Origin of the sequence: Paenarthrobacter sp. YIM B13468, assembly GCF_042788025.1 — a bacterium.
GTDB lineage: Bacteria > Actinomycetota > Actinomycetes > Actinomycetales > Micrococcaceae > Arthrobacter > Arthrobacter aromaticivorans.
This window is the reverse complement of record NZ_JBHZPI010000030.1, coordinates 1-16,402: the sequence shown is the minus strand read 5'-3', so window position 1 is coordinate 16,402 and position 16,402 is coordinate 1. Positions and strand designations below refer to the sequence as shown.

Here is a 16,402-nt window from a genome sequence, read left to right as displayed (position 1 = left end):
TGCAGGCAACAGATTCACTAGCAAAGGAGCATCCATTGATTACCATGATCCGCGCCGTCCGTCCTTGGGGGAACGCGCTCAGCGACGTCACTCTTGTCGCGGGAGAAGCAGGCGGCAAGATCACCGCCGTCGAACCGCATGAACCTGACCGCGTCGTTCCCGATGGTGTGACCGTTGTGGAAGGCCGCGGACGCTTACTGCTGCCGTCGTTCTCCGATGTCCACGTGCACCTGGATTCCACCCGGATCGGCCTGCCATTCCGCGAACACACCGGCGGTCCAGGTGTGTGGACCATGATGATGAACGACCGTCAAAACTGGCGCAGCGCCGAGGTCCCGCTGCAGGATCGCGTCAACAACACCCTCAGCCGGATGATCGCCCGTGGTACTACGCGTGTTCGCTCTTATGCGCAGGTGGATGTGGACTGCAGGCTGGAGCGTTTCGAAGCCGTTGCTGCTGCCAAGGAGAAGTTCGCCGGTCAGGCTTGGGTGGATATCATCGCGTTCCCGCAGGCTGGCTTGCTCCTTGAAGACGGGACGGTGGAGCTCATGGAGGAGGCGCTGAAGGCCGGCGCCAACGTCATGGGCGGGATTGACCCCTGCACTTTGGACAGGGATCCGGCGAAACACCTGGACATCGTGTTTGGCCTGGCTGAGAAGTACCAGGTGCCAATCGACATCCACCTCCACGAGCCCGGCGAACTGGGCGTCTTCAGCACCGACCTCGTTCTGGAACGCACGAGGGCGCTCGGCATGCAGGGCAAAGTCACGATGTCCCACGCCTACCAACTGGGCAGCGTCAACGAGGCCACTACACGCAGGCTCATTGATGCCTTCGCGGAACTTGACGTATCCATGGCTTCGGTTGCCCCCGCGGCCGCAGGCCAGCTGCCCATCCCGCTCCTCACCGAGGCAGGGGTGCGGTATGGATTGGGCGAGGACGGCCAGCGCGACTACTGGTCCCCCTACGGCAACACGGACATGCTGGACCGCACCTGGCAGCTGGCATTCACCCATGGCTTCCGCAAGGACGAGTTAATCGAGCACTGCCTGGCCATCGCCACTATTGGCGGGGCGGGCATCCTTGACCCCAGCGCTACCCGGCTGAAGGACACCGCCCACCGTCCCGGCGTCGACGTCGGAGATCCGGCCGAACTCCTCCTGGTGGACGGCGAGACTGTAGCCTCCACGGTCATGGACCGGGGCAAGGACCGCACCGTGATCCACGCCGGCAAGGTGGTGGCCGACCAACTGGAACTGCTCTAACTGCTGCGAAACCCGCTCTTGTCCGCGCTTCTGGCCGTACAACGGTCTGAGTGACGGACAAGAGCGGGTTTCGGCGTTAAGCGCTACTCGCCCCTGGCTGTCGGCGCATCGTCCAGCGGCGTCCACCAGGTCACAGGAGGCGTCACCTTGAAACGACGCCCGGACACGTCCGATGGAACAATGCGGATGAACTGGTCCTTTTGCCCTGCTTCCCAAGGAAACAGGAGCAGGCCGATGGTATCCAGCACGTCCTGCGTCAGCTTCACGGCGGAAGCTTGCCCCTTGACCACCACGCTCCAGGCCACTCCGGTTTGCGCATCGACACCGTCAGCCTCGATCGCAACAGGAGCGTCACCAAGGGCTGCATGAAGCTTGGTGCCCTCCCCGGTGCGGAAGACCATGGTCCCGTGGTCCACTTTGTAATTCACTGGAAAGATGTCCGGGTGATTGTCCACCCAGACGGCAAGCCGGCCCACGGAAACTCCACGGAGGAGTTCCCAGCATTCGTTGGTCTCCAGGACTTCAGTGGCGGGAGTGTTGTCGCCAGACGTTGAGTTGGTCATATCGCAGAGGATACGCCGGAGCATAGCCCGCCGACAGTCCTCGGCGACCCTCTCGCGCAGCCGGACTTTAGAGCCCGACGACGGCTGGCCGGGTTTCGTCGTCAGCGTTCCTTCGCTGCGGCTCGGGCAACAGCCCCACCGGCTCAACATTCACCACGGGTCCACGTATGGCCAGGAAGCCCGCACCAGCCAGAATCACCGCTTCGGCCGCGAGCGTCCAGAACGTCACTTCCCAGCCTCCGGTCCACGTATGGAGTAGTCCAGCCACCAGTGGACCGAGCGAGGCAAGCGCGAACCCCAGCCCTTGGCTCATGGCCGAGAGCTTTCCCGCTGTCTGCGGGCCGGAGGAGCGGATCACTACCAAAGCCATCGCGAGGCCAAACCCTGCGCTCTGGACGATTCCCAGGATCCCCACCAGGACGAACTGCAGGCCGGCGGGCGCTGCGAGAACTCCCAAAAGTGCGAGGGCCACCGCGAGCCCGAGGCCGGGTGCCATGATCCGCAGAATGGCTGGACGACCGGCCAGCACGGGAGCCAGCAGGCTCGCGGGGAGCCCCGCCAGGCTGAACCACGCCAACAACGCAGCTGCGTCCGCCGATGACAGCCCCTTGGAGACGAGGTAAACGGCCAGCCAGGACGTGATCGCGAAGTAGAGCATGGCCTGGAGCCCAAAGAACGCGGTCACAGCCCAAGCAGTGCGCTGCTTAGGCAGGGGTGTGACTTGCAGCGGCGACGAAACGACGTCGGCCGCTGACCCGGCTTTGCCAGCGGAGGTACCTGCCGCCGTCGGCCGTCTTCCGGAGCGTTGGATGAGGCACGCTCCCAACAGTGCCGGGACGGCCCACACCGCCAGTGCCCAGGCGAGGCTCCCACCGAAAGCCTCGGCAAGGGGCTGGACCAGCCCTGCACCGAGCGCAGCTCCGAGTCCAAAGCCCATGGTGCAAAGTCCGGTCCACCAACCAGAGCCGTGGTTGGCCTTGACGATCTGGGGAACCAGGACGCTGGCCGTCATGATTGCCATGCCGGCAAGGAACGTGCCGGGAAGGAGGAGCGCCGGCACAAGGACCCTGACGATCAACGCGGCAGCAAGTACCAACAGTGCAAGCGCCACGGCGGGCCCCGTTCCGAGCCGCCGGGCCAGCCACGGCCCGATTGGCCCTGAAACCCCGAAGGCCAGCACCGGCAACGTACCCAAAACGGGTAGCAGAACCGGATCCAAGTGAAACGCTCCCGGGACCTGGTTCATAACACCGGCAATGGTGGTGATGGCAGGCCGAAGATTGACGGAAACCAGCACCAAAGCCAACAACACCAGGACGCGGAACGCCCGCCCAGAATTTCCGGAGCCCTCACGGCGCTGTTCTTCCACGTCATTCTCCTCATAGTAACTCTGGTATACCAAACAAGACTACGAGGAGCCCGACACAAAGTAAACCCACCAAACATGCCGCGTCTTATGCGACCTGAAATGAGTAAGCGACTATTTGGAATACCATCCCGGACGGAGAGTGAGGGCCATGAAAGGGCCGCAGGGCCGGAACGCGGCAGCGCGGACGAGGGGACGAACGCAAGGGCCGCAGGGCCGAAACGCGGCAGCGCGCGTCTAAGGGAGGAACGACCGAGCGCGCAGAGCGTTTCGGTCCTGCGGCCCGCCCCAGCCCAGCTGCCTTAGATAGCCTTCCCCGGATTCAGAATCCCCGCAGGATCGAACAACTCCTTGATCCGCCGCTGCAATTCCCGCACGGGCTCAGGCTGCTCCAGTCCCAGCCATCGGAGCTTGTACTGCCCCACGCCGTGCTCGCCGGTTATCGTGCCACCCATTTCGAGGCCTACCCGGATGGATTCATCCAGTGCGGCGTTGAGGCGCACCAGGGCGTCGGCGTCTGTGGCGGGGTCTACCCGGTCCATCCAGAACGTGGGGTGGAGGTTTCCGTCTCCGGCGTGGGCCACCACTTTGAGGCGGACTTGGAAGCGGTCAGCCATGGCTTCGAGTTCTGCCACGAAGTCCACCAGCCGGGAGCGTGGAACAGCGATGTCCTCGCCCACCCTGAATTCGTCGTCCATTTCTACGCCGCGGCTGTTGCGGCGTAATTCGACGAGCATTTCGGCTTCTTCACTTGCTTCGGTGGTGACGGTGGCTCCGCCTTCGGCGAGTACTTGCCGGACGACGTCGGCCTCGGCGGCTGCTCCAAAACCGTCTGTTTGGATCAACAGCAGCGATTTGCCGCGGGTTTGCAGGTCTGAGCCGTTCATCTCATCGAGCTGTGTGAGTGTCCCGTTGTCCAGGAGTTCCATGATGGCTGGCTGGACCCGGGCTTTTCCTACTGCCAACACGCCTGCGGCGGCGCTGCGGAAGTCTTGGTAGAACGCGGCGATGGTGTGGACTTCGCGTGGAAGGTACTTCAGGCGGACCGTCACGCCCACAACGATTGCGAGTGTCCCTTCGGAGCCCACCAGCAGCGCAGTGAGGTCGTATCCGGCAACGCCTTTGAACGTTTGGTGCCCGGTGTGGAGCAGTGAACCGTCGGCCAGCACAACGTCCAGCGCAAGTACGGAATCCCGTGTCACACCGTATTTTGCGCAGCGCAGCCCACCGGCGTTTGTGGCTACGTTGCCACCGATGGTGGACATCTTGTAGCTGGCTGGATCGGGCGCATACATGAGCCCATGTTCGGCAGCTGCGGCATTCAGTTCGGCGTTGATGACGCCAGGTTCGACGACGGCGGTCTCGTCGTCGGGGTTGAGGTCCAGGATGCGGTTCATTCGTTCCAGGCTGAGCACGATGCATCCTTGGGTGGCGTGCGCGCCTCCCGAGACACCGGTTCCGGCACCACGCGCGACGATTGGCACTTGGTGGGCGGCGCAACTTCGAACGATGTTTTGAACGTCTTCCACGGATTCGGCCCAGACGACCGCGAGCGGCAGGTGCCGCTCCAGCAGCGGTCCTTGATCTACGGAATAGGCCGTGCGGGTGGATTCATCTTCGGCGATCTGGCCGGGCCGAAGGCCGCCTGCCAGGCTCGCCAAGAACGCGCGCTGTCTGTCACTGTGGCCGGCGACCGTTTGCTGTCCGGCTTCCTGGTGACCGACAGTGCGTTCTTTGATGCTTTCCTCTGTTGTTCCGGCCATGGCCGTTTCGTCCGACAAGGTGGTCCCTTCACATGAGCTCCGCGGACACGCCAAATCGGCAGTCTTCGCAGAGTTTTCAGTGCTCCCAGTCTAATCAGCGCCGCCCACCACCGTGGGAACGCAGGTTCCGGGAATGGACCAGATACCAGCTGAAATTCCGTCGGCACATAGCAGCACATCTCCGTCAATCCGCCGGCTCGTCGAGATGTTCCCAAAGCTGTGCAGGGGTGCCGCGGACAGCGAATCGAGTTGCACCATGGAAAGGACGGCGTTATCCACGCAGACCCGGGCAGAGTCGCGGGCGGCCATGACCAGGACTGCGGAATCAGTGGTCTCACGCACGAATACCACGGCGTCCCCCTCGGCGTGGATCCAGCGCAGGCCGCCTTCGGTCAGTGCTGGCAGCCCACTCCTGAGCCTCCCCAGAGCCGAGTAGAAGGAACGCAGATCCTTGACGGGGTGGCGGCTGGATTTTCCTTCCTGCCAGCCCCACGGCATGGGCGTCCTGGAGTCCTCGCCGTTGAAGCCTTCAAGGCCGAACTCGTCTCCCGCGAACAGCACCGGAACACCTGGCAGGGTGAAGGTGAGCACAGCGCCAAGTTCCTGGCCGCCGTCGAGCATCACTGTCGCGGCGCGTGCGGTGTCATGCGTGTTGAGCGCATTCATGGTGTTATTTCGCACACCCCAGCTAAATCCCGCAGCGAGGTCCTGATGCGTGGCCAGGAAGGTTTCAGCCTCGATCTTGTTGGGTCCTGCCTGGGGCGAGCCGAAGAAGTTTACGTGCGGTGCATCCCCCGCAAGCCAGGACCACAGTGGCCGGGTGAGGTTGGAGTACGTCATGGCACCGTGCCAGTGCTCACCCGTGAAGTCCGGCGCGGCATCGGAGGTGGACTCGGCCAACAAAGCTGCGTCCGGGTTGATCTCACGAACCCGCTCGGCGATGAGCCGCGCAACCTCGTGATTCAGGTCCACGGCGCCAAGGCGTCCGGTCATATTGCCGACGTCTATCCTCCAGCCGTCCAGGTTGAAGGGCGGTTTGAGCCACCGGGCAACCACCGAATCGTCGTCAGTCACGAAACGCCGCCGGAGGGCGTCCGAAGACCAATTAAGTTTCGGCAGTGACGGCACACCCCACCACGACTCGTACGTCGAATGGTCCTCGCTGAAGTAGTAGTAGCCCGCTTCCTCTGAGCCCGGATCGGCGAGAGCCTTCACGAACCAGTCGTGACCATCGCCAGTGTGATTGGCGGTGAGGTCACCCATCACACGAATGCCCCGGGAATGCGCCGCCTCCACCAGCTCTACCAGTGCTTGGTTCCCGCCGAGGATCGGGTCCACGGAGTCGAAGGTGGAGGCGTCGTAGCGGTGGTTGGACCGGGCCGGGAAGAATGGCGTCAGGTAGAGAACGTCGATTCCCAGTTCCTGGAGATGGTCCAGCTTCCCCGTGATTCCAGGAAGGTCGCCACCGTAAAACTGAATGGGTGTTTCCCGCCCTGTAGCCACCACTGGTTCATCCCACGAGCTGCCCACAGCCCAGTCCGGGAGGGGGTGCGCATCCGCCTGGGCAGAGCGGGCGAAGCGATCCGGAAACACCTGGTACATGGTGGCCTGATGCAGCCACTGCGGTGCGGGAGCAAACGTGGTGAGGCGGAAGTCCGCTGCATCAGCAACGTCCCGGTTGAAAAGCCCTTGCGCGTTGAGGTTCCAGTAATGCCGCCCATGTGCGCTGCTGGTCTCGATTTCCAGCATGAACCGGTATTTTGTCACGGGATTGGCCACGAGCATCGCCGTCTCCCACCAGTCCCAGCCATCGATGCTGCCGAGCCGGATCGCGGCGTCGTACCGCGGCTCGCCGTCCTGCACGGAACGGACCCAAACCCGGGACGCGGAACCCCACTCCTGCGGAACCCGTAGACGAAGCCGAACAACCTCGCCCAGTGAAATCCGTCCGGGAGCATGACCCGAAACATAAAGGGCGGATCCGTCGTGATGTGGAACGGCAAGCGACATAGTCATCCTTTCACTGAGCCGGCCGTAAGGCCGCTGACGATGTACTTCTGCAGGAAGAGGAACAGAGCCATGACCGGGATAGCCGCGATGACGGCGCCAGCGGCGAAGACGCCCCAATTCTCGGAACGCTGCTGTGCCACATAGGAATAGAGCCCGACGGCGAGTGTCTGGCTATCAGGATCGGTGAGGACAACGCTGGCGATCACGAATTCACTGGAGATACCGATGAATGCCAGCAGTCCAACAACGGCCAGGATGGGAGTGACCAGGCGCAGGATGATGCCGAAGAAGATCTGGACATGGCTGGCACCATCGATCTTTGCAGCTTCGTCCAGGGACTGCGGGACCGTGTTGAAAAAGCCGTACATGAGGTACGTGTTCACGCCCAGCGCACCGCCGAGGTACACCATGATGAGCCCCAGTTGGCTACCAAGGCCCAGGGCCGGGATCACCTGCGAGATACCGCTGAGGAGGAGGAAGATCGCGACGACGGCCAGCAGCTGCGGGAACATCTGCAGCAGGAGCAGGGTCAACAGTCCCACCCGTCGGCCTTTGAAGCGCATGCGGGAGAATGCGTACGCGGCCATCGCCCCCAGGAAGACTGTGGCGGCGGAGGTCACCAGGCCCACCACCAGGGTATTGAGGAACCAGCGACCGAAGGGACGGCTCGGATCGCTGAAGAGCGCAGTGAAGTTGCCGGTATCGAACCTGGAGAACAGACCGTTGGAGCCGACCAAGGTGCCGTTGGAGTCCAGCGCCGCCGACAAAACGTAGAGCAGCGGGAACACGGCGAAGATGGTGGTGACGATGCCGACGGCGTGCCGCCAGCCTTTGTCTTTGAACCAAACCCCAAAGGGACGCCGCTTTGGCACCCACGGTGCGGGACCGCCGTCGTGCTCCTGTTCAATGCTGGGGAGGGTGCGTACCTGTGCCTCGCTCATTAGTTCACGTCCTCGAGTGCTTTGGTGTGCTTGAAGCTAATGGCCGAAATCGTGGCCACGATGATGAAGATGATGATGGCGAGCGCGCTGGCCAATCCGTAGTCGCGCCCGGTGCCTTGGCCGAACGCCACCTTGTAGACCAGCGTGATCAAGATGTCCGTGGCTCCGATATCGCGATCGGTGTCTGCAAAGCGCGGGCCGCCGCCGGTCAACATGTAAATGACGTTGAAGTTGTTGAAGTTGAACGCAAAGGAGGAGATCAGCAGCGGTGCCACCGAGACCAGGAGCAGCGGCAGCTTGATGGAGCGGAACACTCGCCAAGGGGATGCTCCATCCATGCGGGCAGCCTCGTCAATTTCTGTTGGCAAGGATTGGAGTGCCCCGGTGCATACCAGGAACATGTACGGGAATCCGAGCCACACGTTGACCACCAGCACGCTGATTTTGGCCAGGACAGGGTCCGTGAGCCAGCCAATATGCGCCCCGCCCAGCAGTGTCTGGTTCAGCCACCCGAACTCGGGGTTGAGGATGCCCGACCACACCAATCCAGACAGGAATGCCGGGAAGGCGTAGGGCAAGATCATCAGGATCCGGTAAACCTTTTTGCCGCGGAGATCCTCACGGTTGAAGGTGATGGCCAGCAACAGCCCCAGGGCGAACGTCAAGGCAACGGAGGCTACGGAGAAAGTGAACGTCCAAAGAATGACGCCCAGCAGTGGACCGCGGAGGCTCGGATCGGTGAAGGCCCGGGCGAAGTTCTCCATGCCGACGTCGATCTTCCAGCCGGTGGCCAACGTCTCTCCGTTAGCGTCCGCGAAGGCGCCCTTGCCGTTGTCGCGGTAGGCCGTGCCGGTCTCGCTGTCAGTGAAGGTATCGGTGGCGGCGTCGTAACTCAGTGCCGGCTTGAACTGGTAGGCCGTGCTGCCATCGGCGGTGCGCAGGGTTCCATCAGCGGGGTTCTCTGAGACGGGAACGGTAATCTTCAGAATTTCCTGCTGGTTGGCCACGATCTCCTGGAACTTCAGTGTTTCGTAGCCAGGAAGGGAGTTGGCCTTGCCAGTGGAATCCTTTCCCGCCCCTGATACCTCAGTGAGTGGCTCATCGGTGCTGCCTATTTGGGCTTTGCCGGAGGGGTCCGTAAACAACAGGTAGAACGTATCGCCCTTGGTCAGCACGGCCGCCTTGTATGCAGGCGAATCCGGGACGCGCTTCTGGGCGGTCAGCTGGATGGCCGCGATGGCGTCTTCCTTGGTGCTGTTATGCCCGTCGCCATAGTTGGTGAAGGCGATATAGCCGCTGAAGAACACCACCAGGACCTGGAATACCAGCAGGAACAGCACACCCGGAGCCAGATACTTCGCCGGAAGCCCGCCCCTGCGCAAATAGATCCAGTTAATCGCCAGCACCACCAGCGAGGAGACGGCGAGCGCGGCCCATGATTGGCTCAGGAACAGCATCATCAGCACGTACACGGCAAAGGCATCCACCAAGCCCAACAGGACGATCTTGAGGATGGTGCCCTTGATGGAGTCGGGGCCCCGGCGGCCGTTCCGGATAGTCCGGTGGGCCGCGTCCTGGTGGGCAGCCTTCGGGTGGGCAGCACCGCGAGGCGGCTGCACCGGCGTCGTACTGGCTGCGCTCGCTGGCGGTTCGTGGAGATCTGGCTTTGGCATTTTGGATCCTTGGAGTAAAGCAGTTTGCGACTGGCACGGCCGGACGGTGGGCCCGGGGTCGGGCGGCGGGCACCGTCCGGCCCCGGGCAGACCGGTGGAATCACCGGTTTAGGCGTCAGCCGCCGATCTTGGACTTGATGCTCGCGGCCATCTTGGCCCACGCTTCAGCGGGATCGCCCTGGCCCTTGATGATGGCCAGTTCCGTGGCGCCCCAGTCAGCCCAGACGGCGCTCATCTCGGGGATAGCCGGCATGGGCACGCCGGTGGCTCCGATCTTGCCGAAGGCCTCCACTACGGGATCGCTGGCTGCCTTCTCAAAGGATGCCTTGAGTGCCGGAGGGCGACCGCCTGCCGTGTACATGGAGTCCTGGGCGGACTCGGAGGTGAGGTAGTTGGTGACGAATTCGTTGGTGGCCAGGGCGTTGGCGCTCTTAGCGCTGATGAAGAAGCCGTTGACGCCGATGAATGGCTGCGCAGCCTCGCCACCGGCCGTGGGCAGCTCATCAACTGCGAACTTGATGCCCTTCTTCTGAACATCCGGCACGTTCCACGGGCCCGTCAGGAAGTACGGCGATTCTCCGGCAAGGAACTTCTCCTTGGCGATGTCGCCCGTGATGTTGGAGTTGATGATTTTCTCGCCGGCATCGCCCCAGGCGGCCAGCTTCTTGGCGAATTCCACGCCGGCAGCGTCACCAATGAGCAACTGCTTGGCATCGTAACCGCCGTCGGCGTTCTTACCGAAAACCTGCGAACCCATGGATGACTGCAGCGGGTACAGGTGGTACGGATCGCCCTGTTTGGGATCCATGCCCACCAGGAACGGGAAGGTGGCTTTGCCCTCTGCAACGGCCTTCTTGCCGTTGGCCACTACCTCATCCAGAGTGCTCGCCTTGCTGTCCACGATGCTGGTGTTGCGCAGCAGGGCAATATTCTCGATCGCGTACGGTACGCCATAGACGGCGCCGTTGTAGGTCATGGCCTTGATGGAGGAATCCTGGAACTGGCTGGCTTTGTCGCCTAGTTCCACCGGTGCGATCACACCGTTTTGAACAAACTTTCCAATCCAGTCGTGCGGTCCAACGATCAGATCGGGGCCTTGGCCGGTTGGAACCTGCGTGATGAAGTCATCGCGGACGGCAGCGAAGTCCTTCACTACGAGCTTGACTTCGATGCCGGTGTCGGACTTGAACTTTTCGGTGATGTCCTTCAACGCGGGCGATCGTTCGGCGTCTACCCACATGGTGATGGTGCCGGCGCCGGCTGCCTTGAGGTCCTGCTTGGCGGCTTCCGAACTGGGAGCGGTGGAGGCGCTGCCGCCACAGGCGCTCAGGGCCAGGGCTGCGACCACGGAGATCGCGCCGGTAGCGAAAACGCGGCGGGTGGTCTGAGTCGCGAGGGTGTTGTGCACCTTCATTGGTGTCCCTTTCCTTATGTGCTTCGACGGCGGGGCTCTATGCCCAGAGGCAACGTCGGTGATGTGGCTCACAACTGCAAGCGCTTCCAAACAGTACATGCTGAAACGATGATTGGTAAACCCCGATACTCCACAGAGCTGTCATGGAAGGGTCATTTTGACTGAAAGCGTTTCCAATCTGATGCCTGGTCTTCTACGATGTGTTCATGTCTGTTGATTCATTGCTCCCAGTTGAGGCGTCCGCGCCCGCTGCAGCTTTCGCTAGATTGACGCCCATCCACGAGGCCTCCGCAGCTCACGGATGGTGGCGCTCCGCAGTCATTTACCAGATTTATCCGCGGTCCTTCCGGGACCTCAACGGCGACGGAATCGGCGACCTCGCCGGTATCACCCACGAACTCGCCCACCTCGCCGAACTGGGCGTGGATGCCGTCTGGCTCTCGCCGTTCTATCGCTCACCGCAGCGGGACGCAGGCTATGACGTGAGCGACTACTGCGATGTCGATCCGCTGTTCGGAAGCCTCGCGGACTTCGACGCCCTGATCTACGAAGCCAACCGCCTGCACCTGCGGGTCATTGCAGATCTTGTTCCCAACCACTGCTCCGACCAACACGCCGCCTTCCAAGCGGCACTCGCGGCTCCGGCCAACAGCCGCGAGCGGGACATGTTTATCTTCCGGGACGGCCAAGGACCTGACGGAAACGAACCTCCCAACAACTGGCAGTCCCACTTTGGCGGCCCGGCCTGGACCCGCATCATGGAACCGAATGGCCAGCCCGGACAGTGGTACCTGCACCTCTTTGATTCCTCTCAGCCTGATTTCAACTGGGACAACCGTGCCGTACACGCCGAGTTTGAGCGGGTCCTCCGCTTCTGGCTGGATCGCGGAATTTCCGGTTTCAGGGTTGACGTGGCCCACGCGCTCGTTAAGGCCGCCGGCCTGCCCAACTGGGGCGGACGCGCGGATGGCAACAGTTCCGATGGCTACCCCGGCCATGAGGCCCCTATGTTCGGCCAGCCCGCTTTGCACGATATCTACCGGCGCTGGCGCTCCATCCTGGAGGAATATGGCCCCGATCGGATCCTCTGCGCCGAAGCCAACGTCGATCCCCTTCCACGGTTGGCACAGTGGGTCCGGCCCGACGAGATGCATCAGGCCTTCAATTTCCCGTACCTGCACGCCGGCCTGGACGTGAACCGACTGCGCCACATCATCACCGACTCGCTGGTCTCCCTGGACTCGGTTGGCGCTCCCAGCACGTGGGTGCTGTCCAACCACGACGTCGTCCGGCACGCCTCACGCTTCGGTTACGAGGGACCAGGTCCCCGCGATGGCGACGGCATCGGTCCCGACGACGTACAACCCAATGAAGAACTCGGACGACGTCGGGCTGCCGCGGCCACCATGTTCATGCTTGGCCTCCCCGGTGGTGCCTACCTGTACCAAGGGGAAGAGCTTGGGCTGCCTGACTCCACAAGCATTCCCGGGAGCATGCGCCAGGACCCCACCTTCGCCCGGACCGGCGGAGAAAGAATAGGCCGCGACGGTTGCCGCGTGCCGCTGCCATGGCGTTCTTCGGAGTTGCATGCCGGTTTCGGCGATGGCCAGGATCCCTGGCTGCCACAACCCGAGTCCTGGGCCGCCTTGGCGAGGGACAAGCAGCAGGCGGATCCGGCGTCGCACCTTAATCTTTACCGTGAGATGCTTGCCCAACGCGCCGAGCGTCGGCTGGGCCAGGGCTCCCTGGCGTGGGTGGAGGACTACTGCACCGAATCCTCGCTCGCCTACCTCAACGGCGACACCTTGGTCATCATGAATGTGGGTGACCAGCCCCTGCCGCTTCCCGACGGCAAGGTCATCCTTCGCAGTTCGGCGGCAGGCGGCGCCCATCCCATGGACTCCGATCTGCAGGGCACGGATCTACTAAGCTCGGGGGAGAGCATCTGGCTCACAACCAGCTAACTTTCCCACCGAGGAGCAGCATGACCGGCATCAAGGACGTAGCCGAGCGATCGGGACTCTCCGTTGCCACTGTTTCACGCGCGCTCAGTGGCAAAGGCAACGTCTCCCCCGCCAGCCGGGAACGGGCACGTGCCGCCGCAGCCGAGCTTGGCTTCGTGCTCTCCTATCACGCCTCGAGTCTGGCGTCCGGCCGTACGCACAACGTTGGCCTGGTGGTGCCCTCGGTGCACCGCTGGTTCTATTCAGCGGTGATCGAGGGTGCCTCCGCTGCGCTCCTGAGTGCCGGATACGACCTCACGCTCTACAACATCGGCGAAGACCCGCAACACCGGCACAGCGTGTTCAACGACTTCCTGCTGCGCAAGCGCGTGGACGCGGTCATTGCAGTCTCCTTGGAGCTCAGCGAGGACGAGATGCAGCAGCTCCTTGCAGTCCATCGGCCCATCGTCGGCATCGGCGGCCCCCTTCCGGGGGCGTCGACCATCCGGATCGATGATTCCGCGATCGCACAGCAAGCCACAAACCACCTGATCGGCCTGGGTCATACCAAGATCGCCCACATGACCGGCGAAGAAGCATACGATCAGGACTTCCAGCTTCCCGGGACACGTCGCGGTGGTTTCGAGAAAGCAATGAACGACGCCGACTGCCAGGTTCGGCCCGAATGGATCGCTTCCGCTGACTTCACTATCGAAGGCGCTTACGCCGCTGCCCGACAGTTGCTGGGAGGCGCACCAGAGCGACCAACGGCAGTCTTTGCTGCATCAGATGAGATGGCCATCGGCACCATTCTTGCTGCGCGTGACTTCGGCCTGCGAATTCCAGAGGACCTCTCGGTCATCGGCATCGACGGACACGACCTCGGGAAGGTCATGGGCCTCACCACCATCGACCAGGACGCAAAGGGGCAAGGAGCACTGGCCGTGCGCACTTTGCTGGGCGCCATCAACAATGGCCTGGACCTTGTACCTGCCGATACTGAACACCCCACCAAGCTCGTGGTTCGTTCGAGCACGGCCGTGCCCAGGAGCGACGCCGCCTAGGCCGGCGCCCGCCCCGGCTACCGCCTAAAACTTCGGCTGCTGCTTCAAGACCTTTTCCATGACCAGTTCCTGCTTGGACGTGTCCTGGGGATACGGTCGGCTGTCCCCTGTGGTGCTGAAACCGTGCCGCCGGTAGAAAGCCAACGCCCTCGTATTGTCCTCGTGGACGCCCAACTCCAAGAGCTCGGCACCCAGATCGATCCGGGCAGCCTCGCAGGCCTGGTGAAGGAGCTCATCCGCCAATCCCAAACCTCGATGTTCGGGGGCAACATAGACACTTATCAGCATGGCTTGAAGTGGCTTCTTCAGGTCTTGAGGATGCTTCAGGACAACCCTCATCAGCCCACAGAACGGGCTTCCATCCACGCCACCGTCAGCCACCAACGTCACGCTGGAATCGCCGGCCATAGCCGCAGTCCGTTCCTGCCATTGCGGGTCCGTTTGCCGCCGCGCCGCCTCCAGGCTTTCGACATAAGCCATAGGCGTATCCGTTAGCATTTCCAGCCGGACTTTCCTCAGGAGAGACCAATCTTCAGCACGAAGTCTCCTGACTCTAGGCAACGGTCCCGCCCATGAACCGTACATAGCGTTCCAGGACGCGAGGCCAACCTTCCGCATACGATTCCCGGCTGGCAGCAGGATCCTCAGCACCTTCCCAACCGTCGTGAACCAACCGTACCTCCGTGCCACCCTCCACCGCCCTGAACGAGACCCTCAATTCCGTGGACCAGAGGGGCGTGCTCGCCGGATACCAGCTTGCATGGAAGGACAGCGGCGGCTGCCAGTCATCGATGGTTCCCCACACCGAAGTGCGTCCGTCCTCGGCCGTCTCCAGGATCAGGTTCTCCTCGAATTCCACGTGTGATGCCGCGCCGAACACACTCTCCTCTTCGAGGGGCCACCACAGATGAGGATGGTCCGTAAAGCCCAAAAAGGCATGTGAAACGCTGGTTGGCACCACCACTGTTACCACCAGGGGTTCAAGATCGTTGGTGTCCTGTGACGAGGGCTCAGGCTCCGGCTCGGGATGACTGAAAATACTGTCCATGACCACCAACTCTACCGGTGCCTAAACACGCAATTCCCCCATCAACCATGTCCACACCGCGTGCTGGAGGATGGCTTGGTTGCACAGCCCGTAAGCGCGGTGTTAGAGTCCCGTTGATCGTGATCTATCAACAGGAGGTGAGACCCATGAACGCAGTATCCGAAATGGGTGCTCCCCCGCAGGACACGATCTCGCGACTCAGCTAGTCGCCAACGGGAGCGCCACAGAGGCAATTCGCGAAAGGCGACTCCCATGAACACAACACCTCTTTCTGCCCAGGAAAATCCCGCCACGGTTCCGAAACAAACATCCGGAAAAGCGCTTGTGCTTGGTGGCGGTGGATCCACGGGCAATGCATGGCTGATCGGCGTCATCGCCGGAATGTTCGATGCTGGCATGGATGTGACCACAGCCGACCTGACTGTCGGCACATCGGCTGGCTCCACCGCCGCGGCACAGATAGCTGGCGCGAGCCCTTCAGAACTGTACGCAGCTATCCTTGCGGCACCACCCCAGCCACAACGACAACGGTCGCCGGAAGCCACTGCAACGCGCTCCGGTCCAGCGCAGCACGTGGTGGACCATTTGGAAAGAACACGAAAAATCATTGAGGCCTCTACGGATCCTGCCGATATGCGCCGAAGGATGGGCGCTGCAGCGCTTGAGTTCGCTGCCAGTGCGGACGAATCAAGGCAAAGCCAGTGGCGTGCAACCGTCGCCGCCCGACTCCCAACTTTGCAGTGGCCGCAACGAACCGTACTCATCACTGCAGTGGATGCCAGGACGGGTCAGCCCGTCCAGTTCGACAGTCACAGCGGCTTAGAACTGGCGGATGCCGTAGCGGCCAGCTGCTCCAGTGGGTTCGCCTACAGCATCGGTGACGGCCGATACATTGACGGCGGGTATCGAGACAACGCCGAGAATGCGGATCTTGCAGCGGGATACGCCCGCGTGCTGGTGCTCTCACCCTTTGGGGGCAGAACACGGACTCCGCTGGAGTGGGGCATGGACCTCGCCACGCAGGTCGACGAATTACGCGCCGGCGGCAGCCGGGTCGAAACGATCTTCCCGGAGAGCAGGGCCGAGCACATGTTCGGGGCCAATGCGATGGATGCGTCGATGCGTCCGGCGGCTGCCCAGGCCGGTTACGAGCAAGGCCGCGCCCTTGCGGAGCAACTCGATGGGTTCTGGAACAGCTAAATGCGCGTTAAATGAGGCGAGCCCCGGCTGTGGTGGTCGGGGCTTGCTTTGTGTTGGCTAGAATTGTGTCGTTTGAATGTGGGAGACCCCCCGACCCGGTGTGGGTTGGGGGGTCTCGACCTAATGTGTGTCCGGCGGTGTCCTACTCTCCC

At 62.4% G+C, this 16,402-nt stretch carries 13 protein-coding genes; 4 read left to right on the top strand and 9 right to left on the bottom strand.

Annotated elements, in window-relative coordinates; translation table 11 throughout:
- Positions 1-35: 35 nt before the first annotated feature.
- Positions 36-1,265, top strand: a complete 1,230-nt coding sequence (locus ACFX4T_RS22720) for an amidohydrolase family protein (protein ID WP_377654353.1) — start codon at positions 36-38, stop codon at positions 1,263-1,265.
- An 83-nt stretch (positions 1,266-1,348) separates the two neighbouring features.
- On the opposite strand, the gene ACFX4T_RS22715 is transcribed toward ACFX4T_RS22720, so the two are convergent.
- From ACFX4T_RS22715 to ACFX4T_RS22685, 7 genes are all read right to left on the bottom strand, one after another.
- A complete protein-coding gene (locus ACFX4T_RS22715; RefSeq protein ID WP_377654351.1) occupies positions 1,349-1,852 on the bottom strand; it encodes a pyridoxamine 5'-phosphate oxidase family protein in 504 nt (167 codons plus the stop codon).
- A gap of 43 nt (positions 1,853-1,895) precedes the next feature.
- On the bottom strand, positions 1,896-3,197 hold the full coding sequence (locus ACFX4T_RS22710) for an MFS transporter (RefSeq protein ID WP_377654349.1): 1,302 nt from the start codon (positions 3,195-3,197) through the stop codon (positions 1,896-1,898).
- A 299-nt stretch (positions 3,198-3,496) separates the two neighbouring features.
- Positions 3,497-4,957, bottom strand: coding sequence for an FAD-binding oxidoreductase (locus ACFX4T_RS22705; protein ID WP_377654426.1), 1,461 nt, complete (start codon positions 4,955-4,957; stop codon positions 3,497-3,499).
- A gap of 90 nt (positions 4,958-5,047) precedes the next feature.
- Positions 5,048-6,967 (bottom strand): glycoside hydrolase family 13 protein, encoded by a 1,920-nt coding sequence (locus tag ACFX4T_RS22700; protein ID WP_377654347.1) that lies wholly within the window; start codon positions 6,965-6,967, stop codon positions 5,048-5,050.
- A gap of 2 nt (positions 6,968-6,969) precedes the next feature.
- Positions 6,970-7,908: a sugar ABC transporter permease gene (locus ACFX4T_RS22695; protein WP_377654345.1), complete on the bottom strand. Its 939-nt coding sequence runs from the start codon at positions 7,906-7,908 to the stop codon at positions 6,970-6,972.
- Positions 7,908-9,581 (bottom strand): ABC transporter permease subunit, encoded by a 1,674-nt coding sequence (locus ACFX4T_RS22690; RefSeq protein WP_377654343.1) that lies wholly within the window; start codon positions 9,579-9,581, stop codon positions 7,908-7,910. The genes ACFX4T_RS22695 and ACFX4T_RS22690 overlap by 1 nt, the downstream gene beginning before the upstream one ends.
- 115 nt (positions 9,582-9,696) lie before the next feature.
- On the bottom strand, positions 9,697-10,995 hold the full coding sequence (locus tag ACFX4T_RS22685; protein WP_377654341.1) for an extracellular solute-binding protein: 1,299 nt from the start codon (positions 10,993-10,995) through the stop codon (positions 9,697-9,699).
- A 206-nt stretch (positions 10,996-11,201) separates the two neighbouring features.
- Here ACFX4T_RS22685 and ACFX4T_RS22680 point away from each other — a divergent pair, with 206 nt between their 5' ends.
- Positions 11,202-12,959 carry a glycoside hydrolase family 13 protein gene (locus ACFX4T_RS22680; RefSeq protein WP_377654339.1) on the top strand — a complete coding sequence of 586 codons (1,758 nt, stop codon included), beginning with the start codon at positions 11,202-11,204 and terminating at the stop codon, positions 12,957-12,959.
- A 20-nt stretch (positions 12,960-12,979) separates the two neighbouring features.
- Entirely contained in the window at positions 12,980-14,002 is a 1,023-nt protein-coding gene (locus ACFX4T_RS22675; protein WP_223948009.1) for a LacI family DNA-binding transcriptional regulator, read from the top strand.
- Positions 14,003-14,026: 24 nt separating this feature from the next.
- Here the strand turns inward: ACFX4T_RS22675 and ACFX4T_RS22670 are convergent, their stop codons facing one another.
- Complete coding sequence (locus ACFX4T_RS22670) at positions 14,027-14,587, bottom strand: GNAT family N-acetyltransferase (protein WP_377654336.1); 561 nt, start codon at positions 14,585-14,587, stop codon at positions 14,027-14,029.
- Positions 14,556-15,050 carry an SRPBCC domain-containing protein gene (locus ACFX4T_RS22665; RefSeq protein WP_377654334.1) on the bottom strand — a complete coding sequence of 165 codons (495 nt, stop codon included), beginning with the start codon at positions 15,048-15,050 and terminating at the stop codon, positions 14,556-14,558. Before ACFX4T_RS22665 ends, ACFX4T_RS22670 begins: the two co-directional genes overlap by 32 nt.
- A gap of 252 nt (positions 15,051-15,302) precedes the next feature.
- Between ACFX4T_RS22665 and ACFX4T_RS22660 the strand changes: the two genes are divergently transcribed.
- Positions 15,303-16,250: a patatin-like phospholipase family protein gene (locus ACFX4T_RS22660; RefSeq protein ID WP_377654332.1), complete on the top strand. Its 948-nt coding sequence runs from the start codon at positions 15,303-15,305 to the stop codon at positions 16,248-16,250.
- Positions 16,251-16,402 lie beyond the last annotated feature (152 nt).

Coding starts and splice junctions, on each gene's coding strand:
- ACFX4T_RS22715 (WP_377654351.1), bottom strand. CDS start 1,852: ATGCTCCGGCGTATCCTCTGCGATATGACCAACTCAACGTCTGGCGAC.
- ACFX4T_RS22705 (WP_377654426.1), bottom strand. CDS start 4,957: ATGGCCGGAACAACAGAGGAAAGCATCAAAGAACGCACTGTCGGTCAC.
- ACFX4T_RS22700 (WP_377654347.1), bottom strand. CDS start 6,967: ATGTCGCTTGCCGTTCCACATCACGACGGATCCGCCCTTTATGTTTCG.
- ACFX4T_RS22695 (WP_377654345.1), bottom strand. CDS start 7,908: ATGAGCGAGGCACAGGTACGCACCCTCCCCAGCATTGAACAGGAGCAC.
- ACFX4T_RS22690 (WP_377654343.1), bottom strand. CDS start 9,581: ATGCCAAAGCCAGATCTCCACGAACCGCCAGCGAGCGCAGCCAGTACG.
- ACFX4T_RS22685 (WP_377654341.1), bottom strand. CDS start 10,995: ATGAAGGTGCACAACACCCTCGCGACTCAGACCACCCGCCGCGTTTTC.
- ACFX4T_RS22680 (WP_377654339.1), top strand. CDS start 11,202: ATGTCTGTTGATTCATTGCTCCCAGTTGAGGCGTCCGCGCCCGCTGCA.
- ACFX4T_RS22675 (WP_223948009.1), top strand. CDS start 12,980: ATGACCGGCATCAAGGACGTAGCCGAGCGATCGGGACTCTCCGTTGCC.
- ACFX4T_RS22670 (WP_377654336.1), bottom strand. CDS start 14,587: ATGTACGGTTCATGGGCGGGACCGTTGCCTAGAGTCAGGAGACTTCGT.
- ACFX4T_RS22665 (WP_377654334.1), bottom strand. CDS start 15,050: ATGGACAGTATTTTCAGTCATCCCGAGCCGGAGCCTGAGCCCTCGTCA.
- ACFX4T_RS22660 (WP_377654332.1), top strand. CDS start 15,303: ATGAACACAACACCTCTTTCTGCCCAGGAAAATCCCGCCACGGTTCCG.